17 protein-coding genes are annotated in these 25,179 nt (G+C 42.2%); 8 read left to right on the forward strand and 9 right to left on the reverse strand.

The genetic code is table 11. From position 1 onward, the window contains the following. Positions 1–57: 57 nt before the first annotated feature. The 4 genes from CWB72_RS08100 to CWB72_RS08115 all read right to left on the reverse strand — a co-directional run bounded on the left by CWB72_RS08100 (position 58) and on the right by CWB72_RS08115 (position 7,248). Positions 58–2,121, reverse strand: coding sequence for a S9 family peptidase (locus CWB72_RS08100; protein ID WP_138630465.1), 2,064 nt, complete (start codon positions 2,119–2,121; stop codon positions 58–60). A gap of 90 nt (positions 2,122–2,211) precedes the next feature. Continuing rightward, positions 2,212–2,763, reverse strand: coding sequence for a hypothetical protein (locus CWB72_RS08105; protein WP_138630467.1), 552 nt, complete (start codon positions 2,761–2,763; stop codon positions 2,212–2,214). 164 nt (positions 2,764–2,927) lie between these two features. Next, on the reverse strand, positions 2,928–6,077 hold the full coding sequence (locus CWB72_RS08110; RefSeq protein ID WP_138630469.1) for an efflux RND transporter permease subunit: 3,150 nt from the start codon (positions 6,075–6,077) through the stop codon (positions 2,928–2,930). A gap of 10 nt (positions 6,078–6,087) precedes the next feature. Further along, positions 6,088–7,248 carry an efflux RND transporter periplasmic adaptor subunit gene (locus tag CWB72_RS08115; protein WP_138630471.1) on the reverse strand — a complete coding sequence of 387 codons (1,161 nt, stop codon included), beginning with the start codon at positions 7,246–7,248 and terminating at the stop codon, positions 6,088–6,090. A gap of 281 nt (positions 7,249–7,529) precedes the next feature. Between CWB72_RS08115 and CWB72_RS08120 the strand changes: the two genes are divergently transcribed. Next, positions 7,530–10,046 (forward strand): zinc-dependent metalloprotease, encoded by a 2,517-nt coding sequence (locus CWB72_RS08120; RefSeq protein WP_138630473.1) that lies wholly within the window; start codon positions 7,530–7,532, stop codon positions 10,044–10,046. Positions 10,047–10,137: 91 nt separating this feature from the next. Here CWB72_RS08120 and CWB72_RS08125 read toward each other — a convergent pair whose 3' ends face one another. Then, positions 10,138–10,431, reverse strand: a complete 294-nt coding sequence (locus CWB72_RS08125; protein WP_138630475.1) for a hypothetical protein — start codon at positions 10,429–10,431, stop codon at positions 10,138–10,140. Positions 10,432–10,703: 272 nt separating this feature from the next. Here CWB72_RS08125 and CWB72_RS08130 point away from each other — a divergent pair, with 272 nt between their 5' ends. The 6 genes from CWB72_RS08130 to CWB72_RS08155 all read left to right on the forward strand — a co-directional run bounded on the left by CWB72_RS08130 (position 10,704) and on the right by CWB72_RS08155 (position 19,029). Then, positions 10,704–11,960: an HlyD family secretion protein gene (locus tag CWB72_RS08130; protein WP_138630477.1), complete on the forward strand. Its 1,257-nt coding sequence runs from the start codon at positions 10,704–10,706 to the stop codon at positions 11,958–11,960. Between the two features lie 9 nt (positions 11,961–11,969). After that, complete coding sequence (locus CWB72_RS08135; protein ID WP_138567612.1) at positions 11,970–12,662, forward strand: ABC transporter ATP-binding protein; 693 nt, start codon at positions 11,970–11,972, stop codon at positions 12,660–12,662. Beyond that, complete coding sequence (locus tag CWB72_RS08140; protein WP_138630479.1) at positions 12,659–15,121, forward strand: ABC transporter permease; 2,463 nt, start codon at positions 12,659–12,661, stop codon at positions 15,119–15,121. The genes CWB72_RS08135 and CWB72_RS08140 overlap by 4 nt, the downstream gene beginning before the upstream one ends. A 66-nt stretch (positions 15,122–15,187) precedes the next feature. Next, positions 15,188–16,516: a sigma-54-dependent transcriptional regulator gene (locus tag CWB72_RS08145; RefSeq protein WP_252371511.1), complete on the forward strand. Its 1,329-nt coding sequence runs from the start codon at positions 15,188–15,190 to the stop codon at positions 16,514–16,516. A gap of 3 nt (positions 16,517–16,519) precedes the next feature. Then, positions 16,520–17,752 (forward strand): sensor histidine kinase, encoded by a 1,233-nt coding sequence (locus tag CWB72_RS08150; protein ID WP_138630481.1) that lies wholly within the window; start codon positions 16,520–16,522, stop codon positions 17,750–17,752. Positions 17,753–17,913: 161 nt separating this feature from the next. Continuing rightward, on the forward strand, positions 17,914–19,029 hold the full coding sequence (locus tag CWB72_RS08155; protein ID WP_138630483.1) for a hypothetical protein: 1,116 nt from the start codon (positions 17,914–17,916) through the stop codon (positions 19,027–19,029). A gap of 44 nt (positions 19,030–19,073) precedes the next feature. Here CWB72_RS08155 and CWB72_RS08160 read toward each other — a convergent pair whose 3' ends face one another. The 3 genes from CWB72_RS08160 to CWB72_RS08170 form a co-directional block, all read right to left on the reverse strand. Beyond that, positions 19,074–21,947 (reverse strand): TolB family protein, encoded by a 2,874-nt coding sequence (locus CWB72_RS08160; RefSeq protein WP_252371512.1) that lies wholly within the window; start codon positions 21,945–21,947, stop codon positions 19,074–19,076. 93 nt (positions 21,948–22,040) lie between these two features. After that, entirely contained in the window at positions 22,041–22,295 is a 255-nt protein-coding gene (locus CWB72_RS08165) for a hypothetical protein (RefSeq protein ID WP_138630484.1), read from the reverse strand. Between the two features lie 162 nt (positions 22,296–22,457). Further along, positions 22,458–23,309, reverse strand: a complete 852-nt coding sequence (locus CWB72_RS08170; protein WP_138630486.1) for a D-hexose-6-phosphate mutarotase — start codon at positions 23,307–23,309, stop codon at positions 22,458–22,460. A gap of 185 nt (positions 23,310–23,494) precedes the next feature. On the opposite strand from CWB72_RS08170, the gene CWB72_RS08175 reads away from it, so the two are divergent. Next, complete coding sequence (locus CWB72_RS08175) at positions 23,495–23,896, forward strand: YbaN family protein (RefSeq protein WP_130256079.1); 402 nt, start codon at positions 23,495–23,497, stop codon at positions 23,894–23,896. A gap of 2 nt (positions 23,897–23,898) precedes the next feature. Here CWB72_RS08175 and CWB72_RS08180 read toward each other — a convergent pair whose 3' ends face one another. After that, the gene (locus tag CWB72_RS08180; RefSeq protein ID WP_138630488.1) at positions 23,899–24,813 is read right to left on the reverse strand and encodes a diguanylate cyclase; all 915 of its coding nucleotides are present in this window, start codon (positions 24,811–24,813) and stop codon (positions 23,899–23,901) included. Positions 24,814–25,179 lie beyond the last annotated feature (366 nt).

The raw sequence follows: 25,179 nt of genomic DNA on the forward strand, positions 1-25,179 counted from the left end.
AAAACAGGGCTGTTAAGGTCACAGCCCGTCTTAGACATTTAAAAGTATAGCGTCTTATCAAGACGCCTGTTCAAGCAGGCTAATAAAAAATGCCTGCTCTAGCGCTATTTCTTCTAAGCGTTTAAAGCGACCGCTTGCGCCGCCATGGCCAGAACCCATATCAGTTCTGAATAACAATAAAGAGTCTGTTGTTTTAGTTTCACGTAATTTCGCAACCCACTTCATCGGCTCCCAATATTGCACTTGCGAATCGTGTAGACCCGTTGTGACTAATATATTTGGATAGGCTTGCTGCTTCAGGTTATCGTACGGTGAATATGCTTTTATGGTTTGATAATCAGCTTCGTTATTTGGATTACCCCATTCGTCATACTCATTCGTTGTAAGCGGGATTGACTCATCAAGCATGGTCGTGAGCACATCTAAAAATGGCACGTGACATCCTACCCCTAAATACAATTGTGGCGCTTGGTTTACCACAGCACCCATTAACAAACCGCCCGCGCTGCCACCAGAAGCAAAGACTTTATGCGCATCAACATAACCTTGTTCAACAAGGCTACGGGTCACATCTTCAAAGTCATTAAATGAGTTCTGTTTATGGGCTTTTTTGCCTTGCTCGTACCATTCTCGACCTAACATTTCAGAGCCGCGAATATGCGCTATGGCATAAACAAACCCTCTGTCTAATAAGCTCAGGGTATTACTCGAGAAGTTTGGATCTATGGTGATGCCATAAGCGCCATAGCCATACTGCAGCATAGGATTAGAGCCATCTTTTTTGAATAATGACTTTTTATATACCAAAGAGACAGGCACTTTAACGCCATCTCGCGCCGTAATGTGTAAGCGCTCAGAGGCATAGTCATCCGCTGAAAAACCACCGAGTACTTGCTGCTGCTTTAAGCACTGCTTTTCACCTGTGGCTAGGTCGCATTCATACACGCTACTCGGCGTAGTCAGACTTGAATAATGAATGCGCACCGCAGTTGATTCTGGCTCGGGGTTATTGCCCATATGCGCGCTATAACACACATCATTAAATGCCAACGTATGGCTGCCGCCCTGATAGTCATGTACGACAAAACGTGTTTGCCCTAAACAACGCTCAGTCACAATATAGTGGCTATTGAAAAGCTCTAACCCTTCAATCAGTACGTCTTCTCTGTGTGTAATCTGTGTCTGCCACTTTGCAATATCAGCGATATCTTCTAGCTTTGCTGTACAGAGCTTAAAGTTTTTTGCTTGGTGGTTAGAGACAATGAAGTACTGCTCTGCAAACTTATCAATACCAAACTCATGGCCTTCTAAACGCGGGCACAATAACTCAAATGCCTGTTCCGGATTATTAGCATCGAGCGCCCATTGCTCTGATGTTTCGGTTGCTGCTAGATAAATATAGATCTGGCTATCGTCACGACTTTTTCCTAAGCCCATATAAAACTGACGATCTTGCTCTTCATAAACGAGCACGTCATCTGATTGAGGCGTACCCAGAACATGTCTGAACACTTGAAAACCTAGTAGAGTTTGTAGGTCTTTTTTTACATAAAAAACCGTACGATTATCATTGGCCCACACCACTTGGCCTTCGGTATTTTCTAACTCATCAGACAGATATTCGCCGCTATCTAAGTTGATAAACTTAACTTTATAAATACGTCTGCCATCAGTATCTTCGCTATAGGCCATTAGTTCATCGTTTTGGCTGACCGCCATATCACCAATATCATAATACTCGTATGGCGCAGCAAGTTCATTGACATCCAGCAGCAACTGCTTGTTTTGCATCTCGGCATTGTCTGCTCGATAGTGAAACGCATATTCGTTGTCACCTGCAACTTCACTCATATACCAGTATTTACCATCCTTTACTGGCACTGAGCTGTCGTCTTTTACAATGCGCCCTTTCATTTCTTCAAACAGTTGATCTTTTAAAGCATCGTGAGGTGCCATTACCGCTTTTAGATAGTCATTTTCAGCCTCTAAGTGCGCCAGTATTTCTGGATCTTGGCGATTATCGTCGCGCATCCAATAATAGTTATCGACGCGTTGCTCTGCATGCGTCTCTAAAACATGGGGGATTTTTTTTGCGATTGGGGCTGAAATAGACTGACTCACTTGCCTTTCCTTAAATAAGTTAATTAGCAGCAGTGTAACACAGTCTAAATATGTGAAAAGATTACGAGTTATTCTACATAAGTTAGATAATTAACACACTTCCCAAGCCATTTCCCAGAAAGAGCCAACACCAGGTTCAAAGTCACCGCTGATATCGCGACAATACTCACTAAATGGCCAAGCTTTGCACTTGTAATAACGCCCTGTACCTTGATGCCACACTTTAGTACCTGGCTGATAGTTTTGCGGTTGCTGAGGATAGATGTTTTGCGTGTGTGCTTCACTACTTTGCGCCTTCGCTTTAGCAGTGCATTGATAACTGAGTTCAAACTGGGTAATACCACTACTTGGGTGGCTAAAAATAGGAAGTTCTCCATAGCCTACCTCCCAACCCAACAAAGCTTTTTTACCCACCTTAACAAGGGGGAGATGAAAATTAATGAGACTTGCTAGCTCTCGCGTCCAATACTGCGATGTTTGCATTGCGTTATAAGCGATATTCAAATTGAGCTGCAACGCTTCGACTTCACCTTCTTGAGTGAAAAAGTGCGCAGTAACATTGTCGCCAACATATAATTGACGATTCTGTTTTAATACTGATATCTGTTGCCATTCATCAAGTATCAATGGGCGCCTAAACATAATTATCTCAAAATAAAAATCGAACCTAAATTATAGCTAGCAACCCCCTTAACTCAACCTTTTAACTATAAAGCAGAAATAAATTAATGCTTTTTAATTAAATTGTATGTTCTGCATAAAAAAGGCCAGCAAATACTGGCCTGAATACTTTCTAAATTTGGGTATTAGATATTTTGCACTTTACCTTTAGGCTTAAGCGAACTACCAGCACGCTTAATCAAGCTTCCACCCTTACCGAAAACATTGCCGATATCAGTTAGTATGATATATAAACATGGTACAAGTAATAGTGTAATTAACGTCGCAAACACAACAGCAAAACCTAGTGAAACAGCCATTGGAATAACAAACATAGCCTGTAAGCTGGTTTCAAACATGATAGGCAATACACCCACGAACGTTGTAATTGATGTCAGTGTGATTGCACGAAATCTTGCACAACCCGCTTCAATTACCGCTTCTTTTATTGAGTGACCCGCTTTACGAGATTGGTTTACAAAATCAGTCATTACTAGCGAGTCATTGATAACAACCCCCGCTGCGGCAATGATCCCGTAAAGTGAAAACAAGCTTAAATCTAAGCCAAATGCAAGATGGCCCCATAACGCTCCGACCAAGCTAAACGGAATAACAGACATAACAATCAGTGGCTGAGAGTAACTTTTAAGCGGAATTGCCAGTAATATATAAACCAGTAGCATACCAATTATGAAAAATACGATTTGCTCATTGGTTTGGGCTTGCTGCTCTTCAATCGCACCACCTAGCTTAGTTTTAACAGACGGGAACATCTTAATAAGCTCAGGTAATATTTCATCATCAATGCGCTTGGTAACAGCATTAGGTTCTACGACCTCTTCATCGATGTTGCCGTAGACATAAACAGTACGGTAACCGTCTTCACGACGAATATAACTGATACCCGGTTTTTCAGAGATCTCAGCCACATCACCTAGCATCACTTCACGCCCTTGGGGCGTTTTTATCACGGTATGCTTCAATGAAGAGTATGCCTCACGAGTCAGTTTAGGGTAGCGCACCATAACGCGCACTTCTTCGCCATTACGGATCACGCGCTGCGCTTCACCACCGTAAAAACTTGCACCCACTTGAGAACCTATATCACGTAGAGTTAAACCCAACTCATAAGCAACCGGTTTGAGAGCTAACTGGATCTCTTTACTGGCAGGATCAATGGTTGAACTCACATCAAAGACGCCTTTTTCAGCTTGCAGCATGCTGATCAATCGACGACCAGCCGAATTCAACGTATCTATGTCAGAACCAAATAATAAGTAACCGAAGTCACCATTTTGGCCCATATTGATTACTTCATCTTCAATTTGGATAGACTTCATACCTGCAATTTCAGGGAGTTGCTCACGCCAACGACGCGTTAGTTCGAAAGTGTTAAACGGGCGTTCTTCTTCATCTACCAGCGGGGCGAGTAACTTACCCTCAGTTCGACCTTCATTAAACACCATGACATCACGCAACATTGAGACACCATACTCCTGCTGAACTTGCTTATCGACATTCAGCACCACAGTCTCAAGCTTTTTCAATGCCTCAATGGTTTGCTCATCCGACACGTTGTCATTCATCGTGATATTGATGCTAGGGAAATCATGCGGGATCTTTGGTAAAAACAGAGTGCGCAACATACCGCTGCTACTCAAAGCGATACTGGCGATAAACATACCAATAAAGGCACATAAAACAGTCCAACGCCACTCTACACAAAGTGTGACGAAACGACGGTAAGGCCCATTCACAAACCCAAAGAACTTAGTATTGAACTTATGACGCCAGCTATCTTCTTTAAGCGGCTTGAACTTAATCGCAGCGATATGCGCAGGCAGTATTAATTTAGATTCAATCAAGCTGAAGAATAGACACAGCAATGCTACTCCGGCAATATTAATAAAGTTGGCACTTTCTGGACCCGTAGAAAACATAAGTGGTGCAAATACAGCCATGGTGGTTAGTACACCAAAAGTTGCAGGCGTCGCAACGCGTTTTGCACCCACAATAACGTTGTGGACACCTGAGCCTTTTTTTTCTACTTCTGTGTAAGCGCTCTCACCGATTACGATTGCATCATCAACGACGATACCCAGTACCATGATGAAGGCAAATAATGAGGTCACATTAATGGTAATACCCAGCACTGGCATCAACATAACTGCCCCCAGAAAACATACTGGAATACCAATGGTTACCCACATTGCCAACTTAAATCTTAAAAATAAGAACAGCATTAGGGTCACTAAGAACATACCTTGTAGTAGATTAGTCTTCATCATGTTTAGACGACCATTTAAGTAATAGGTCATATCAACAATGGAATCCAATTCAACACCAGCTGGTAACTCTTGATTCTTGAGTTCAATAAACTTTTTAACTGATTCAGCAACCGGCACCATGTTTTGTTCTTTGGTTGCCTTAACAGAAATAAATACCGCATTCTTTCCGTTTAATTTGAAGTAGCGCTCGCCTTCAGTAAATTCGTCTTTGATGACTGCAATATCACGTAAAAGTACTTGACCACCATGTGCACCAATTTTTACCGGTAGTTGACGAAACTCGTCACCGTTATAAGATTGGTTTTCAATACGTACTGAAATTATGCCTGAGTCAGTTCGTAGCTGACCTGCTGAAAAGTTAGCAGAGTAGTTGCGAATAGTGCTTGCCACTTCATTAATAGTTAAACCGTATTGACGCAGCATGTCTGGTTTTATCTCAATAGCGATCTCATCTAAAGGCACATTCACATCAACCAACGACACGTTGTTAAGTTGCAATAACTCATCTTCGATGCGTTTGGCCATCGGCTTCAATTCAGTTAGTGGTAAATCAGCCGACAAAGTCATTTGTATCACTTGCTGCTGAAATTCAATTTGATTAATGGTGACCGGCTCCATCGCTGCAGGGAAAGTCGCAATGCCATCGACACGCAATTTTACCTTATCTAACACGTCAGTTAGTTCAACGTCAGGATCGATTTCTAATGTCGCGCTACCGCCATTTCGGTTTGCGCGGTACACCCCTTCTTTGATTTCAGTGACATCTTTCAAGGCCTCTTCAATCTTCATCAGAATACTTTCTTCGATTTCTTGCGGTGAAGCACCAGGGTAGTTTGCCGCAACAGTAATGTAGTTAATCTCTACATTCGGAAACATCTGTCTTTGAATGGTGTTATAGGTGTACAAACCAATAATGATGATGAAAACCATCAATAAGTTGGCCGCCACCGAGTTTTTCGCAAACCAAGCAATTAAACCGGTTTGCTTTTCAAGTTCAGCTTGACTCATCTGCTACTCCTTAAAGCTTGTCTGTGGTTTCAGCTTTGGATGAATCTGAACCAGCTACTTTTACCGACATCCCTGTTTGCGGGTATTCAGGCAAAGTAGTTACCAGTTTTTCGTTGTCTTTCAGGCCTGTGCTCACGTAGAAATATTCACCTTCTTCACGGATCACCTGCACCTTGCGAGATTCAAGTTGGCCTTCGCTATTTAACAACCATACGGTGTTGTTATTGACCAGATCTTGCGGCAAGCGGTAGATGCTATTTAACGTTTTACCAGAGAAGTTTACTTGTACGTATGAGCCAAACTTCACTTGTGGCTGTTGCGTCTGTAACCCATATGGATCTGCAATTCTAACTACCAGATTTACCATACGCGTTGCTTTATCAACCACACCTAAATCACGGTGGATTTTTGCAGAGCGGGTAAAACCATTTAAGCCCGTTTGAGTGATCGTCGCATCTAGACCTTCGATTCGCTCTGGCAGGAACGCACTGTCGAAACCAGCTATAGGAATGACCACTTCTGCATGCTCAATATTATTCAGCTGAGCAACACTGCTACCCATATTTACAAACTGACCCAAACCAATATCACGTGACACAATTAATGCATCGTAAGGGGCAAGAATGTCGCAGTTATCTAAATCTCTTTGTGCACGTTTAAGCGCTGCCTTTGCTGATTTCAGCCCAGCTTTCGCACTCAAGAGTTGCGGTTTACGTAGAAATAAATCGGTGTGCTTTTTATTCGGGAAGCGTCTCGCCTCATCGGCTGCCACATCGGCAAGTGCTTGCTCTTCAATTAGCTTTGCTTCGGCACGAGAGACTTCAGCTTCGGCTTGTAATAGTGCTGCTTGATAATTGTCTTTTTCTATACTCAGTAGTACTTCACCCTTAGCGACAATACCACCGGTTACAAAGTTATCGTGCCAAGCTACCACTTCGCCCGACACTTGCGCAGAAAGTCTAGTGCTTTCAAAAGGCTGTACTTCACCATAACTATTAATCACAACTTGGTGATCTAGTGAAGAAACCGCTTCTACAGCGACAACAGGACGAGTATCAACTTGTTCCTTTGCGTCTGGTTCATTTGCTAAAGCATTAATGCCCTTCGCGCCCATCATCCCAACAACAATAGCTGCGAAAGGGAATATCCATTTTAGTACCTTCGTTTGCATAACGACTTCACCTATTAAAAAATTTGCTAGCCTACTCTACTTTTTATACTAACAAGATTAATACCAAGAAAAATGTGACATTTGTAAGAATCTGTTACAGCTAATACGCTATTTATTAAAATTTGGACTTTTCATACCCTGTTACAAAATCAAAACAAACATAAGACACTGTTTGGTATGGCTTTTTAAATAAAAAAGCAAGTGTCGCATCGCAACTTAATAGCAATAACAATGATATTAGGTACACTGATTTCTTCTAATAACAATGAATACGCGTACTTATGAAAAAAACTGCCCTTTCAATTGCGTTAGCGCTGACTTTTGCTAGCCAAGCAGCCATTGCTGCCGATAAGAAAAAAGAAGATAAAAAAGAAAAGACCATTGCCAGTCTGATTGAAAACAAAACCGCATTCAAAGGCGTATTTGAGCTTTACCAAGATAAGAAAACGGGTGAGCACTTATTGGTTTTAGAAGAAAGCCAATTAAATACCCCTTTTGTTTATTTTGCACATACCGTTGATGGTGTCACAGATGCAGGCCATGTTCGTGGCAGCTACCGTGAAACTAAATTGATTGAATTTAGACAGCATTTCAACCGCATCGATATCATCAGTAAAACACCACGCTACCAGTTTGAAGAAAACACTGCGCTAGCACGTGCAAGCGAAGCAAACATCAGTGAAGCAGTGCTGGCAAGTGTAAAAATTGCAAAACAAGAAGATGGTAAAATTGCATTTAAAGCCGACAAAATCTTCTTAAGTGAATCACTACATAAAATATCACCTTGGAAGCGCGCTGGTGACAAAAATGCCAGCAAACGCTTCAACGTTGGCAAGCTGGATAGCAAGAAATCTCGTATCATCAAACAGCGCCCATATTCAAACAACTTAGACATTGTTGTTGATTATGTATTTAGCAACCCGAACCCAAGTGTGCGTGGTTCTGCTGCAGTCACAGATCCACGCTCTGTGTCTGTCAAAGTTCAACACAGTTTTGTTGCATTACCTAAAAACAATTATCAGCCACGTAAAGATGACGCGCGCATCGGTTATTTCACTAACCAATTCGACGTGATGACATCACCTGATTGGACACCGTACAATGACGTGATCAAGCGTTGGGATTTAGTGAAAAAAGACCCTAATGCTGAATTATCTGAACCTGTAGAGCCAATCGTATGGTGGATTGAAAATACTACCCCGGTTGAATGGCGTGACACAGTACGTGACGGCGTCTTGGCTTGGAACAGTGCATTTGAAAAAATCGGTTTCAAAAACGCATTGGTTGTAAAAGTACAACCTGATGATGCAGAGTGGGATGCCGGCGACATTAACTACAATGTGCTACGTTGGACCTCTTCACCTCGCCCTCCTTTCGGCGGTTACGGTCCTGCACTTGCGCACCCATTAACGGGCGAGATCTTAGGTTCAGACATCATGCTTGAGTATGTGTTTATGAAGAACCGCTGGATCTACGACACGCTTTATAGCCAAGGTGCGATGAGCCACAGCAATGCCGATTTAGGTGAACATGATGCGATAAACTGTTCATTAGGTCATGAGCTACAAGGCGAAATGATGACAGCCAGCCTATCAACAGGCAGCGACATCGAACGTAAAGAAATGCTTCGCCAAGCCCTTGTACAACTTATCTTACACGAAGTAGGTCATACACTAGGTCTTAACCACAACATGAAGTCGTCTATCATCTGGGATGAAAACGAAGTACACGATAAGAATCTAACACAAGGTATCGTGACTGGTTCAGTGATGGATTATGCACCAGCGAACATTGCGCCGCTTGGTAAAAAACAAGGCGATATCTTCCAAACTCGTCCGGGTCCTTACGATGATTGGGCAATTGAATACGGCTACAGCGTTGCAGCAAGCACATCTGATGCAGAAGAAAAACGCCTTGAAGCAATTCTATCTCGCTCAAATGATCCAAAACTAACATTCGGTAATGACGCAGACGATATGCGTGCACCAGGTCGCCACATTGACCCACGCGTGATGATCGGTGATTTATCATCTAACCCAGTGGCTTATGGTGTTGATCGCATGGAGCTTATCGACAGCCTACTAGTCAAGCTAACTGACACTGCACGTGTACAAGGCGAATCACACCAACAACTATTAACCTCTACAAATGTACTGTTCGGCCAATATAAGCGCCAAGCTGACGTGATCTCTCGTCAAATTGGTGGCGTATATGTTGAGCGTAACGTAGTTGGCACGGCTGATGAAGTAAAACCATTCACACCTGTACCTTTAGCGCGCCAACAAGAAGCGATGCAAGCACTTGCTGACAAAGTATTTGCACCAAACGTATTGGCGAACATGCAGCCTCTGTATAACTACATGCAGCAACAGCGTCGTGGCTTCAACCACTATGGTAAGAACGAAGATCCGAAGGCGCACAAAATGGTATTAGGCATGCAGAAGTCAGTGCTGAACCAACTGTTACACCCAAATGTGTTACAGCGTTTATCTGACACGGCGCTATACGGTAATGAGTACGCGTTAAACGACTTTATGACTGATTTAACCGCTGGTATTTTTGTGAAGAGCAAAGAAGTAAGCACATTCAGCCAAAACCTACAGGTTGAATATGTTAATCGCTTAATCAAAGTTGCGGGCCTTGGTAAACCAAGTAAATATGACAACCTTGCTAAAGCCGCAGCGTTATATCAGTTACAACAAATTAATGACATGAGTGCACCTTGGGGTGCTGATACAGCCACTAAAGCACATCATGCTTACATTAAACGCCTAATCGAGAAAGCATTAGACGCTTAATCATCCAGTTTGCATTGTGATGTTAAAAGGCCAGCGAAGTTCATGCTGGCCTTTTTATTTATCTGTTCTAATTAAGATGAAACTTGATCAACTACATTTTACTGGCTTCGATCGGCTGAATAGCCACAATACCTTGGTTTCGAATGGTCACATTAAAACGCTTATGCCCACACTCAAGTGGATAAACGCCGTCTTCTAAACCTTTATTGGCCAAGCTGTTTAACGCCGCAGCAAGTAACATGGTGTCATCTTCTGTCTGCTCGCCGCGTTTCGCCATATATGCCATGCCTTGTTGCATCGCTTTTTCAACTACAATGCCCGCCACTTTTTTGCTGGCCTGCTGTTTAAACAATTTAAAAAGTAAGGTCTTAATCAACACAAACATTTCACCCCAACCTTGTTAAGAATTTAACTCTTCCTAATATAGCTGTTAGTCCCAATATTCGAAAATCATTATCAAGTTAAAATGCAACAAGGTGTAAATACCCACCTGCTGAATCAGAGTTGACCGAAATCGAACACTCCTTGTTCGTTACCGCACATACGTCACCTATAAAACACTCAAAAATAACCGTAAGCAACTGATAATTAAAAACTTTGAATTTTGGCACAAGACTTCCTTAACCTTTAGCATAGTTATTTATATGCAGGTTTTACATGGATATTTCGACCACCACTCAACGCAATCCCAAACAACATAAATATGTTTGGCTAACCGCGGGTTTAATTAGTTTTGCATTGCTAATTTTCTGGCTAAATAGCCCGTCAATACCAACTTTAAAGACCGCAGAGCTCGAAACCGCCACAGTTCAGCAAGGACCGCTTGATATTAAAATTCCTGTGCTCGGAGAATATGCGTCACGCTACGAGCGCTTGATCAGTGCGCCCGAAACCGCACAGATTACAGAAATCTTTTTACGCGCAGGTGCAGAAGTCACGCCAACCAGCATCATCGCAAAGTTAAGTAATCCAGATCTTGATCAACAACTCTTTGAAAGCCAATCACAGCTAGAGCGTATGCATTCAGAATTCGCGGCATTTAAATTACAAAAGCAAAACGAGCAACTGAACTTTCAAGCCGATCTGGCCGATATGCAAAGCCAAATTCAGGCTGCACAACTCGATGTAGATGTAAACCAGCGACTCGCGCAACAAGGGATCGCCGCCAAGATAGAATTAGAACGTGCTGAACTACGCTTATCGCAACTGCAAAAACGATTGCAGTTCGCGCAATATCGTTTCGAAAAGCAGCAAGAAATGCACAAACTTGAACTTGAGCAACAACAAATACAGCTTAATCAACAGCAAAAACAAGTGACACTCATTGCCGATAAAGTGGCGAACCTCACCGTCACAGCAGGCATCGAAGGCACATTACAGCAGCTCGACATTGAACTTGGGCAACGCGTATCTCAAGGTCAGGCCATGGCACGTGTTGGCTCTAAGTCTCAGTTAATGGCGCGCATTAATATTCCCCAACGTCTTGCTGAACGCGTACAACTGGGCGCGCAAGTTAACTTAAAACATCCTCAAGGGGCATTTTCGGGCACCGTACAACAACTCGGCTCAGTGGTTGAAAACGGCTTTATCATTGCCGAAGTGCACTTTACTGAAGGCGCGCCGGCTAACTTACGTCCTGCACAGCCAGTTAATGCCTTAGTGTTTTTAGAGCACCTTGAAAATGCGCTCTATATCGCACAGCGCCCAGGCCTCTCGCCTTTAGGCACGCAACCGCTTTACAAAAAAACAGCGCAGCAAGCACAGCTTACACAAACGCAAGTTCGCTTTGGTGAGCTGAGCGAACAATATCTTCTCATTCACTCAGGCCTACAAGTCGGTGACATAGTTATCACATCTGATCTCAGTCAGTGGCATAATTTCAGTCAACTTGCGCTTGATAACAACAAACTATAAGGAACGCACATGAAAACTTTAGTGACCATTAACAACATCAACAAAATCTATCAGCAAGGACAAGTAAACACGCATGCGTTGCAAGCTGTATCGTTACAAATTCAAGAAGGCGAGTTCATTGCTATTTCTGGCCCCTCAGGCTGTGGTAAATCGACATTACTCAGTATTTTAGGGTTACTTGATACCGCATCTGACGGTCAATACGTATTGGCAGACATAGACACAAAAACCCTCAATGTCGATCAGCGTTCGCAAGTCAGAAACAAACATATTGGCTATGTGTTCCAATCATTTAATTTGATCGATAGCTTAACTGTGTTCGAAAACGTGGCATTGCCCCTTGAACATCGTGGCGCTAGCAAAAAAGACATTAAATCCGCCGTAGAAAAACAGCTTGCCGCCGTTAATATGACAGGTCGCTTAGATCACACGCCAAGTCAGCTTTCTGGCGGACAACAACAGCGTGTTGCGATTGCACGCGCTTTAGTAGGTGAACCCGATCTGCTACTTGTGGATGAGCCAACCGGTAACCTAGACAGTCAAAATGGTGATGCCGTTATGCAACTGTTATTAGAGCTTAACCGCCAAGGTACCACCATTATCATGGTGACACACGACGAACGTTATAGTCGTATGGCGAAACGCCAAATTCGTTTATTTGATGGCAAAGTCTTAGTCGAGCAGCAGGAGGCGGTAGCATGAGTATTTACCAACGCGCACTGACACACGGGGTGCAAAGACTGATCACAAAACCAAGGTTAGCCCTACCGGTACTGATCACATTAAGTTTGACCTTAGCTGCCGTGCTGACCGTCGTTGCCATGAGCAGCAATCTAATTTTTAAGCCTTTACCAGACATCAAAGACGAGCAAAATATTTATCATGTTGATAGGCAGGTACAGGTCTCTGAAGACTTTAAAATCTCGATTATTAACCGCCATGGTGCCGCCGAATTTGCCGATTATTATAAGCAAATTGGTGAGGTTGCAACCTTGCACGCCCGGGCCAATTTTGTACAGGTCAACGATCAAAACCTTGCCATTACTAAGCTCACAGCTTCAAATAACTTTCAAACGGTGATTGCCAATACACCACTATTGATTGGTGAGATGCCAAACTTGAGTAATCAAGAGGGTGCAGTGTGGATATCTGAAAGCTTGTGGCGTAACGCCTTTGCCAGCAGCGCGAATGTGGTCGGTCGACAATTAGAGCTAGAAGGAAGGCAACTAATTATCCGTGGGGTATTCGTTGATTTTCGCTCGTTTTATAGTATGGATGATATCGTTTCGCAGCAAACTTGGCAGTTTTTTGATTTATCAAGTCACTTAGCTGATACCCCATCGAACCAATTTGGCGGCTCAAATAAACTCTTCATTAAAACGCAAAATCAAGTATTTACCGAAGAAATGCTCACCCAATTTTGGCAGCATTTATTCGCAAAATACGAGACTGAATTAGCAAGCTACAAAGGCATGCTAGAGCAAATGGGCACATCTAGCAAGGTTGAGCTTTATCGTGCACATTTAATGAAAAATCAAAACACACTGATTATTTTTCTATTTATCTCAGTGTCTGCATTGCTGTTCATGGCGAGCTTAAATTTGTTCAACTTATTTTTGTCTCACTATCAACAACGCGAGCAAGAATTAGCCACACACCTATGCCTAGGCTCTCCGAGAAAGCGCTTATTTATCATTGCCTTTTTAGAGAACCTGCCACTGTTTTTAATCTCTGCGCTCGTTGGCCTATTTGCCTGTGCTTGGATTATTCGTGCATTGCCTATCATCAGCGGTGGCAATATTGAAATGCTTTCGTTGGTAAATTTAGATCTTGTAACTGTGGGTATAGCCATATTCATTGTCTTGATCATCAATGCTGTTTTCTCTCTTTCTGCCATATTTCAGTGCGACTCGACAGCATTGAATCAACACATTAATACCTCTAACAAAGGGGTGAATGCTGGCAAAATGAGCCCGTTAACAAAAGCTTTATTTATCGCACAATTAAGCTCGGCCGCGTTGATCATGACAGGTACAGCCCTCTTAGCCGAAGCAACTTACAACAAGGTGAACGTCGATTTAGGTTTTACACCAGGCAATACTATGATGGTAAAAGTTGATTTCGAGGGACAAGGTGACCCACTACCTTCAGAAGAACAGCTAAGACGTGCTGAAGAGCAGCGTCTTCACTTAGAGATTCTAGATATCAAAGCACAGTTATCGTCAGCAGCTCAAAACGTTCAACCTCAACTCAAAATTCTCGACTCTCAAAGTGAACCATTTGGTTCAAATATGATGATTTCGATGAATTTCGATGAAGATACTAACGAACAAATCACATATATGTACAAAAACATTGGCGCAGATTATGTCGACGCGTTTGGGTTAAAGTTACTAGCGGGTCGCAACATAACAGCAGAAGAACAAACTTCATTAGCGCAAGTCGCCATTATTAATGAACCTTTAGCATTGCAATTATCTAAGGATGGTACGATTGAATCAGCCATTGGCAAACAAATAGGTACCTTACAAATCATTGGTGTGATTGCCGATCACTATAGCCTTGTCAGCAAAGGTCGAGGCTACCCAACCCTAATGTCACCTATTATAAATACTGCAAATACCGGAGTTTTCATCATGATGCAGTTGCCTGAGGGACAAACATTCAAGCAATCAGAGCTTGAAACTGCCATGTTAAGTGCACATCCAAAAATAAAGCAATTAAAGTTTGACTCACTGGCATCAATTTGGGACAACCATATTGAGCAAGATCGCATTCGCTTTTACTTTATTTCAGGTTTATGTGTATTAACCTTGTTACTGGCTTTTGTTGGCTCAAATGCCATGGCGGTTGGTTTTAGTGAATTGAAGCGTTTTGAACTGGCCATCAGAATGGCAACAGGGGCAACCCGAGTATCATTACTGAAGCACACTTTGCAAAGCATCACCCCTTTATTGCTGATTGCCGCAGGCATTGCCATTGCGTTATCAAGTATTGGCTACGGTGTGCTGCAGCAAAACCACAGTAGTTTGCCAGCACTTTCTTGGACTGCACTGGGCTTGTTTGGTTTTGCCTTGCTTGCTATCGTACTCTCAGCCATTACTTGGGTTGTTTGGCGTATTATCAATGCCGACCCGATGCGCGCACTAAGAGAGTTATAATACCTATTCTCTTAATCAAGGACCGGGCGGCTATGGTAGCCGCCCTAGAAAGAAGTACATATATTCATGCCCATATCAAAGCCCTGCATTTTAATTGTCGATGATCATGACGACATACGTTTCGCGCTCAGTTTATTACTCGAGCAAGCTGGTTATCGTGTTGTTGAAGCCGAAAACCCATTTGCCTGCCAACAAGTATTAACCCGTCTGACCCCCGACTTAATTTTGCTAGATATGAACTTCTCTCGCGATACCACTTCAGGCCAAGAGGGCCTCGCCTTATTGCCTGAGCTTACCGCATTGAATATTCCGGTCATCTTAATGACCGCCTGGGCAAACATTGAACTTGCGGTAAAAGGTATGCAACTCGGCGCAAAAGACTTTGTTGAAAAGCCATGGCGTAAAGATGCCTTATTGGCACAGATCGCCCGACATATTGAGCCTGCCAAAGTGCAAAGTGATAGCGCTACAGCTTGGGTCGCACACTCTGAGAAAATGCAGCAAATTGAGCAATTGGTTCACCAACTGGCACAAACAGACGCAAATTTACTGATTTTAGGTGAAAACGGCACAGGAAAGTCACAACTAGCGCAGCGTATTCACCAACTCAGCCACCGTCACCAAGCTCCCCTGATCAACTTAAATATGGCCGCCATCACAGACAACTTGTTCGAGAGCGAGCTATTCGGTCATCAAAAAGGCGCTTTTACCGATGCCAAGGCAGACCGTTTAGGGGCATTTAGCCAAGCCCAGTCGGGCAGCTTATTTATGGATGAAATAGGGGCACTGCCCATTCATTTACAGCCTAAATTATTGCAAGTATTAGAAACTGGGCAATTTACACCACTGGGCGCGAGTGCGCCAAGCAAAGTTGATGTGCGCTTAATTGCAGCAACCAATCAGGATATTCCGCAAGCCATTGCTAAACAGCAATTTCGTCAAGACTTATATTATCGGCTCAATACCTTTGTTATCACCTTGCCACCACTGCGAGCCAGACAAGCTGATATTTTACCTCTTGCCGAGTACTTTATTGATAAATACAGTCAAAAATATAATAAGACTCGACCAACTCTCGACCAAACTGCCAGCCAACGACTACTTTCGCATAACTGGCCGGGCAACGTCAGAGAATTAAGCCACACCCTTGAACGCGCAGTACTTATCTGTCAAAACGAGTCCATTAATGATACCCAATTATTAATTGAAACGACTCATTCAGAGCAAACCTCTGAAGTGCCAGCAATGACCTTAGAAGCACTCGAAAAACAGCGTATTCTGGATGTGTTAGCAGCAAATGAGTCGCAGATCAGTGCCTCTGCCAAGGTATTAGGTATTTCACGTAATGCGCTTTATCGTCGCTTAGAAAAATATCAAATCGATTTGCCAGAGTAAGCCATGAGACATACTCAAACTTTCAAAGTAAAAGCGCTCTTAACTGCTTGTGTACTGCTATTACTCACTCTGAGCTGCACTTTACTTTATACACTGAGCAACGATGTTTTACTTACCGCCAGCATATTTTCAGTCTTAGCTTATTTATTTAGCTACATAGCGTATCGCATATACTTGGCCTGGTTTGAGCCCATTAAGCAACTACAAGCCTTTGTGAATGCTAAACAACAAGGGCAAACCAATCTCAGTTTAAACTTTACCGATCACAGCGCCCCCATTGCGCAACTCGGTATGCAACTGAGTAATCTATTTCATCAAGATGAAGCACAGCAACAACCGCTATTTTTTTCACTGTTGCAAAGCTGGCCTACACCAATTGCAGTATTCGATGAACAGCAAAAGCTGTGCTTTTTTAACCACAGCATGCATCAAGCAATAAACCAGCCGTTACTAACCGGCATGTCACAAGCTGATACTGGGTTTAAGATCACACAAAATAGTGTTTGTCATGCTGATTTCAACCAACAATGGCAGTTACAATTATTTAAGCTCAAAGAACAACATTACACGCTGGTAAGCGCCTTATTTATTGGTGAGCACTTGCAAAAAGCCAAGCGTCAAAGCCAAGCTGATTTAATTCGTATTTTATCCCACGAACTCACTAATTCACTGACTCCAATGAGCTCGATGGCTGAGACTTTATTAGAGTACGATCCACTGCCTGAGTCGCAAACTCGCCAAGCTCTGACTCGAGTCAAAAGCCGCAGCGAATCACTACTGAGTTTTATAAAAAGTTACGCCACCCTCAGTCGATTACCTGAGCCCCATGCTCAGCATTTTGATTTACAAGGTATCGTTCAAGCGTGCGCAGATGAGCAAAATGTTGAGCTGTACTACTCTGGCGCCAGTAATTTAATTGCTGATGCAATACAAATAGAACAAGTGCTGATCAACTTAATTAAGAATGCTAAAGAAGCAGCCGAGTCAGATGCAAAAGTCACCATACAAAATCAGGTAATAGGCAGTTGGCAACAGATCACGGTCTGCGATAACGGCCCAGGTTTTGCCAATTTAAGCAATGCGCTCACACCGCTTTACACAACTAAACCGTCGGGACATGGACTTGGCCTTGCTATCTGCCAAGACATCATAGAGAGGCATGGTGGTGAGCTCTCTTTGAGTAACCACCAAGACGGTGCAAAAGTGACTATAAAGCTCCCTTTTAAAACTCCCTAAAAGCTATAAAGTGCTGATTTAAAAAATCCAAAGCTAAAAATCGCACCTTTACAAATACACCAAAGCCAGTTAAGAATAGCACTACAGGTTAGTAGTAACTGTACACAAGGAGACGTACATTGCCTTATATCATTATACTTTTAATAAGCGCTGTTTTTTTGATGGGGTGCAGTTCAACGCAAGAGCAAAAGCCACCAGCCATCCCTTCACCATTAACACTCGCTAATACCAAGCTATTTACCCCAGTCCCCGTGCCAAGTGAAAACGACATTTTCTCGTTACCTGCTTCAGAAAAAAAAACGTTTTTATTGCATTACAATCAATATTTAGAGCAGGACATAAGGGCTGATAAAGCCATTTATCAATACCTTGAAAAATATGTCAGCAATTTTACCTATGACGGAGAAACATTTACGGCTATCGAAACATTAAGGAATAAAAAAGGTAATTGTATAAGCTTAGCTATATTGACTCAGGCGTTAGCAAAAATAGTTAATGTAGAAACCAGTTTCCGTGAGGTCTCGGCTTATCCTATATATAAAAAAGAACAAGACTTGCTACTCGTTTCTTCCCACTTCTCAACAAAACTTTTTGCGCCAGAGCAAGAAGAAAATAAAAATTGGATCCAAGCAATACGGGCAGGTACTGTCGTCGACTACTTTCCTGAGCAAAGCACGTTTTATTTAGGTAATGCTAAGTACCCAAAGCTCGTTGCTAAGTTTTACGTGAATTTATCAACTCAAGCGCTCATAAAGGAAGATCTGAACTTAAGTTACTCTCTTGCTCGTGCAGCATTTCAGTTTACGCCGCATAACCCAGAGTTAATCAATTTATTGGCCATCATTCACCGCAGAGCTGGAGATACAAATACGGCCAAAAAACTGTTTGAATTTGCTATACAGCACAATTTGTTGAGTAGCAACCTCATTGCATCTTATAGCTTTCTTGCTAAAACTTTAAACGACCCGAAACTTGAACATCAACTAGAAGAAAAGCTAGAACAAGTCGCAAGAACGCCATTTGATTATCTCACTATTGCTCAAAAAGCGACGGCCAAAAAACAATATCGAAAGTCTAAAAAGATTTTAAAAAACATAATCGAACATTACCCATATTTACCTGAGCCTTATTTCGAACTCGCTAAAGTACATTATTTACAAAACCATCAAGATCTAGCTCGCGATGCACTAGAGCACGCAATTACCAAGTCTGACTCACAGGAAAAAACAGGGATGTATGAAGCCAAACTCAAGTCATTAGAATTGACATTGCACTAAACAAAAAGGCTCGCCATAAAGCGAGCCTTTTTAGTTGTTAAACTTTACAAATCAAACCAGATCCCCATCCAGGCACGGTTTTCATTTTCATACTGTTCACTCTCTACACGGCTAATACCAAAATCTAGGCGCATATCACTGATCCCTGCCGGTGCAAATTTAGCGCTCCAATCCTGACCGTTAAACCAAGTCGTCCATTTCAAGCCATAGCTTTGTCCAAATACCGCACTATCCAGTTGATGTTGCTGATAATAAAGCCAGGGAGCACCTTCAGTAACCGCTATACCACCGCCATAACCTTGGTAGCGCTCACCAGCATCAGCTAAGAAAGGTAAATCCGGTTTATAAATGGTATTGGCCATTACTGTGTTATCGACCAAACTAGATTGGAACCCGCCAAGCTCCAGTAATGCATCTTCACGTTTCATTTTTTCAGCTTGAACATACATAGGCATATGAAATGCTTTACCAAAGATACTTACACCTAGGTTGTAACCTTGCCAATCGGTCTCATCTAAAGCACCATCAAACCATTGCGCAGTGATCTGCTGCCCAATAGAAAATGCCTGTTTATCGTACTGCCAGCTTTGCGCCAACCCTACACGTAACCACTGCTGGTCATAGTCAGTGCCTGCCATTTCAAGTTGACTCAAGTGTGCAGCTGCCTCGCCTGTCAGTGAGAATGTACCTTGACGGTAAGTATGACTGACTTGTGCTGCGATCCCTGTCCTTTTTTGCTGGTGACGGCCTAAAAAGCTTTCATCTACAAGGCTATTTTGCTCTGTGGTATCTAAGTCTAAGCTAAATAATTTAGCGCGCCATTGGGTATTTTCTTGCTGAAGTTTAACATCGGCGAAACCACCAGCTAAAGTTTCATCGCCTAGGCTTTTTGTTAAGCCCACATGCCAACTAAGCTCTTCTAAGAAATCAGACCCTTTTACTCCTACATGTAATACACTCGTGCTGGCACTATGATATTGCGAACCTAAGGTCATAGAAGCACTTTGCTCCCATTTATCATAAACTTGACTTTGAAGTGGCTGGGTAAAAACCTCTGCATCCTCTAATTGCACCTTAGCTGTAGATAACTTAGGCGCTTGCTTTGTATCACTCAACTCAGTCACTAGACTGCCAATATGGTGCTTAGAAAGCTGAAATGCATCGGGTCCTTCAGGTGAAACACCCAAATAAAGTAAATTACCATCACTCAGCTGCTGCGGAGAATTCACAACCTGTTGACCATGACTCAGTTGTTTTAATTGCTGACTATCTAAATGGTATGCATAAAGATTAATTTGTCCATTTACTCCAGCAACATAAAATAACGTTCGACCATCAGCAGACCAGCTAGGCTGAGTCAAAAATTGATAACCCTTTGGCGCTGGTACTTGCAATGTAGATTGATTTTGTGTGTTACGAATATAAAGTTGCCAATTTTGATTTAAACTCGCCTTTAAAAAAGCAAGATAATCGCCGTTTGGCGCAAACTCAGGGTAGTCGAAAGTGTCGCCTAGTTGATTGTTAGATAATAGCGTCTCAGTACCTGAGGCTAGTTCTATATTTACTAAACTTGAATAACCGTAACGTACTTTCTCCGCCACAATGGCTTTCGTGTTTTTACTAATACTAAAGCGACGGATCCCCGCATTCTGAGTTAGCTGAGTCACTTCATCTCGTTCTATATGCCATTGGAATAGCTCCCCTTGTACTGCGTGTTGATTATCTTGCTTTTGCACAGATGCGATAAAATATAGCGTCTTATCATCTTTCCAACGCGCATAGCGGATCCCAGCAAAATTTTCTGGCGTTAACGTATATTTTTTATTGCGACCGAATGTATCTGGTGCTTTATTGGCGATATCTTTGGGGTCGCTTTCTAATAGCGCTCGCTGCGTTCGTGTAAAGTCTTCTTGCGCCTCAGTATTCTCTTGTGTTGTATAAACATTAAGCGCAGTTCGACCTTTACTATCTCGTTCAGTCACGGCTACCAATTCACTATTTGGCGACAACCTTAAATTTTTAGCGTCGAATTTAAAATCATGCCATAACTGAGTATCAAGTTCAGGTAAAGCTTGTGCTGACGCCATACTTATATATGTATACTCAGCAACAAAACGCTTATATAACTTAGCAGGATGATCGCCAAATATGCCCTTAAATGCTTCGTCAAAGTTCCTAGATTCAACGGCTTGCATACGTGTCCACACAGCATCTAAAGTGTGTTCGCCATAATTTTTTTCAAGCCAAGCTAAGTAACGAACGCCGATTAAGTAGGCCATCGAACCACTCAGATAACTATCATTACCATTGTTTAAAGCTGAATAAGGTAGCAAAGCGCCTTGTCTTGCAAACTCAGTTAATAGTGCTTCTGTATAGTTATCATAAAGACGACCACGCCCCGTCATTTTCGACTCCATCAAGGTGGCGTAGCCTTCGGCAACCCAGCGAGGCATCACGGCAAGTGCAATATCGTATGGGTCCCAAACATCTCGTAAAGTTTGTCGCCATGTACTGCGGTTAGGTTGGGATAAATGCACCAAGTGAATGTACTCATGTAATATCAATAGCTGCTGCCAGCCACTACTATTAGAAATAACGGTATCTGATTGAGGAGGTGTAGTGAAAAGTGCCATTAGCGGTTTATCAGTACTGGGGATAGCAAAGCCATTTGCGCCATGGTAAGGGTCGAACACAACCACATCGGCTTTCGCTTCTAAACTCCGTTGCTGCTGCTCGATGACTTTATCACGCACTAATTCAAGCTCATGAGCTGCTGACTCTGCCCAACTTTTATGACCTTGGGTATAGTGCACATTAAAGTGCTCTGTTTCTATGGTAAACCAAGACGGTATTGCGTAGCCAATACTCGAGATCGACATCAAAGAGCCTGCTGCCAAGTTCTTCATAAGTGAGTGCATATTCCAAAATCCTTGCAAAAAGAATGTTCAATAGAATAAGGCAATCATTTATTAAAGAATGTAGGTAAGGCGTAGGAAATTGTAACACCGTGTTTAAAAGAAACTATTCTCCCCTTGCTCAGGCTTAGCCAGCGTAATAAATAGCGCTAAAATACTCCCAGCAATTGCGAACATAAATATCGCAAGGATTAAGCTCAATCCCATATAAAACATCGTACTGGCGATAATCCCTGCCACAGACCAGGTTGCGATATGATGTAGCGATTTAAATATCGGGGTATAAGCGCGAATATTTACCAATGCAGCTATCATTAAAGCCACAACTAACAAACTCAATATAAACATCATCTCCACCTCCTTTTAAAACTAACTAAGTTTCTAACTCATATACCGTTCAATAAACTAGAACAAAGTATATGCTAATAAGAATCATTATCAAGTGGTGAAATAAAAAAAGCCATATCTATTCAATACGGCTTACAAAAAATTGAGAAAATGCTTAATAAACGTTTATAACCAACGTAAAGTCGTGGTTAATGTATGACTTTTCCCCGGCTCAACTGTCGCAGCATCGTCCATTACATTCGCTGCTTCTAGGCACAACATAGTAAGGTATTCATCGTCTCTAAAGTTACTAAGGCGTTTAGATTTTTCAATCCAAGGATTCCAAAGAACACACGAGCTAGAATTTTCTCGCCCCACTTCAATATCACCCACAGGTGTTTTGATAATTTGTACTGGCGCAGCCTGTGTGTAAACCATATCGGTTTCGCGCGCAAAACCTATCACTTCATTTTGATCAAATGGCCCTTCGCCAAATTCAATAAATTTCGAACCTTGCAAACCATCTACGTTTGTAGCTTCGATATTCGGCGTTGGAAAGTAAGTATGAAGTGCTTGAGTTAAAGTAAACGCTGACTCACCTAAATTCGTATTGGTTAAGCTAACACGTAACTGTTCAGTCAAATGAAATTCAACTTCTAGCCTAGATTTATGCGGCCAATAGGTTTCATCCACTAAAGACATAGGTAATGACAGTTTAATTATTATGCCATCATCATTTTCATGCACCTCTTCGGCACGCCACATTAGTTTGCGAGCCACACCATGGATCGGCCAATCAGGATCACTATGCACACCAAACCAAGGCCAACAAATTGGAATACCGCCTCGTACTGCTTTGCCTTCAAGGTAATCTTCATCTGCCGATACCCAAATCAAGTTGCCTTTACCCGCAGGGGTAAACTCTGTCAATTGCGCACCTTGCAAAAATATTTTTGCGCTACAACGCGGACTATCGACATTTAAATACTCAAGTCCAGGCTCCGTGCGCTGGATAGAAACCGATGCTGAAAGTTCCATAATTCACCTAACTTCAAGATTTTGATAACTTGCTTACATTACCGAACAATCACACTAAGAGTAAACATGAAAACACTTAAATGAAGCATCTTCATTCAAACGTCATACAGTAAAGTCATTGAAAAACTCGCAAAGAGAAGACTCTGTGATAAGCTTAAATTATTACAAGTTGGCGAGGTGAAAGAATGAATAAAAGTCGTCCTAAGTTGTTCAACAAGTGCTTTTGGCTACATGCCGCGGGAATCATCTTTGTCGGCTTAGGCTTTATAGGCATGGCCTTACCTGTAATGCCAACCACCATTTTTTTTATTCTGGCTCTTGCCTGTTTTACTCGCTCTTCACCTAAGTTTGCGAACTGGTTACTCACTCATCCTAAGTTTGGAGAGCCTTTAAGACTTTGGCAAGACCACCAAGTGATCCCTAGCAAAGGTAAATGGGGGGCGGGTTTAGGTATGCTACTTGGCTTTATTATTTTGGCTTTTAGTCAGCCAGCGATTTGGGTATTAATGCTCGTTGCCAGTATAGAAATGGCGGTGATGGCGTATATAATTTCAAAACCCTCTACACCACCTATCAAGGTGCAATAACCTTATTCAGCGCACTTAAAGGTATTTCGGCCCGCTTCTTTTGCTTCATACAGCACTTTATCGGCGCTGTTCATTAAAGATGATACTGAAGCACATGACTCAGCCGCCGAAGCAACTCCTGCACTAATAGTAATAAATTGATGAGGTGATTGTGTATGTTCAATCTGCATACCGGCAATTGCACGAACTAACGTTTTTGCGATGATCCTCGCCCCCTGCAAAGGTGTATCCGGTAATAAAATAACAAACTCCTCACCACCATATCGACACACTGAATCTAATGGCCTGCGAACGATATCTTTCAATTTAGTGGCAACTTGTTTAAGTACATCATCACCAGCCGAGTGCCCATAATGGTCGTTATACTTTTTGAAAAAATCGATATCAATCATAATAGTAGAGAGAGAATGGGAAACACGATGACGCTGCTTCAAAAGTCGTGCAACTTCGGTATCAAAGAAACGGCGATTATAAATGCCTGTTAGACCATCAATAAATGAGTAATTGCGTAGGATATCTGCTTGAATTTTATAATTTAAATGCGTTCTAACTCTGTTTTGTAGGGTCTTAGGTACGATTGGTTTTGGCACAAAATCTACCGCTCCGGCTTCCCAACATTGTAACTGGCTCTCTTCATTAGCGTTAGACGTCACAAACACGATTGGGATTTCAGACAGTTCAGGAGTCGCCTGCATCATTTTGCATGCATCCAGCCCAGACATGCCCTCTAATACCCAGTCCATAAGCACTAAGTCAGGCTTATCTTCACGACAATATTGAATCGCTTCTTCTGCAGATTCAACGGTTTTTACTTTACACATATCTTGCAAACAACCGATAAGTAACTTACGCATTAGCTCTGAATCATCAACAATTAGTACTTCACAACTTGCAAGGTCACTAACATCTTTAAACATATAGTCGTTTCCATTTAATAAAACTGATAGCCAACCTTGCAGCTTGCCACTTCACTTGACGTGAACATTTTTTCATCACCAAATAAAGCATTCTTAATACACAGCCTTAAAACTTATCGGCAGAAGTTATAACAACTTAAATAGCGAATAAAACCTTTAACTTAGCCTATGAGGCTAGTCCAAAAAATGCACCAATGCACCTAAGTTGTTGCAATGAAACATAAACAAAATATTGCCTTCTCGAACCGTTAACAAATCAGAAACTAAAGTATTAAAACATTATAAATCAGCAAATTAAACATATTAAGTTCATGTTGTATGACACTAGCATGAATAACATATGACAAGGTACGACCAGTCGTAAAA

The sequence above is a fragment of the Pseudoalteromonas phenolica genome, from assembly GCF_005886345.1.
GTDB classification, from domain to species: domain Bacteria; phylum Pseudomonadota; class Gammaproteobacteria; order Enterobacterales; family Alteromonadaceae; genus Pseudoalteromonas; species Pseudoalteromonas phenolica_A.

Coding starts and splice junctions, on each gene's coding strand:
- CWB72_RS08165 (WP_138630484.1), bottom strand. CDS start 22,295: ATGATGTTTATATTGAGTTTGTTAGTTGTGGCTTTAATGATAGCTGCA.
- CWB72_RS08135 (WP_138567612.1), top strand. CDS start 11,970: ATGAAAACTTTAGTGACCATTAACAACATCAACAAAATCTATCAGCAA.
- CWB72_RS08170 (WP_138630486.1), bottom strand. CDS start 23,309: ATGGAACTTTCAGCATCGGTTTCTATCCAGCGCACGGAGCCTGGACTT.
- CWB72_RS08115 (WP_138630471.1), bottom strand. CDS start 7,248: ATGCAAACGAAGGTACTAAAATGGATATTCCCTTTCGCAGCTATTGTT.
- CWB72_RS08160 (WP_252371512.1), bottom strand. CDS start 21,947: ATGCACTCACTTATGAAGAACTTGGCAGCAGGCTCTTTGATGTCGATC.
- CWB72_RS08120 (WP_138630473.1), top strand. CDS start 7,530: ATGAAAAAAACTGCCCTTTCAATTGCGTTAGCGCTGACTTTTGCTAGC.
- CWB72_RS08130 (WP_138630477.1), top strand. CDS start 10,704: ATGGATATTTCGACCACCACTCAACGCAATCCCAAACAACATAAATAT.
- CWB72_RS08110 (WP_138630469.1), bottom strand. CDS start 6,077: ATGAGTCAAGCTGAACTTGAAAAGCAAACCGGTTTAATTGCTTGGTTT.
- CWB72_RS08145 (WP_252371511.1), top strand. CDS start 15,188: ATGCCCATATCAAAGCCCTGCATTTTAATTGTCGATGATCATGACGAC.
- CWB72_RS08150 (WP_138630481.1), top strand. CDS start 16,520: ATGAGACATACTCAAACTTTCAAAGTAAAAGCGCTCTTAACTGCTTGT.
- CWB72_RS08155 (WP_138630483.1), top strand. CDS start 17,914: ATGGGGTGCAGTTCAACGCAAGAGCAAAAGCCACCAGCCATCCCTTCA.
- CWB72_RS08175 (WP_130256079.1), top strand. CDS start 23,495: ATGAATAAAAGTCGTCCTAAGTTGTTCAACAAGTGCTTTTGGCTACAT.
- CWB72_RS08105 (WP_138630467.1), bottom strand. CDS start 2,763: ATGTTTAGGCGCCCATTGATACTTGATGAATGGCAACAGATATCAGTA.
- CWB72_RS08180 (WP_138630488.1), bottom strand. CDS start 24,813: ATGTTTAAAGATGTTAGTGACCTTGCAAGTTGTGAAGTACTAATTGTT.
- CWB72_RS08125 (WP_138630475.1), bottom strand. CDS start 10,431: ATGTTTGTGTTGATTAAGACCTTACTTTTTAAATTGTTTAAACAGCAG.
- CWB72_RS08140 (WP_138630479.1), top strand. CDS start 12,659: ATGAGTATTTACCAACGCGCACTGACACACGGGGTGCAAAGACTGATC.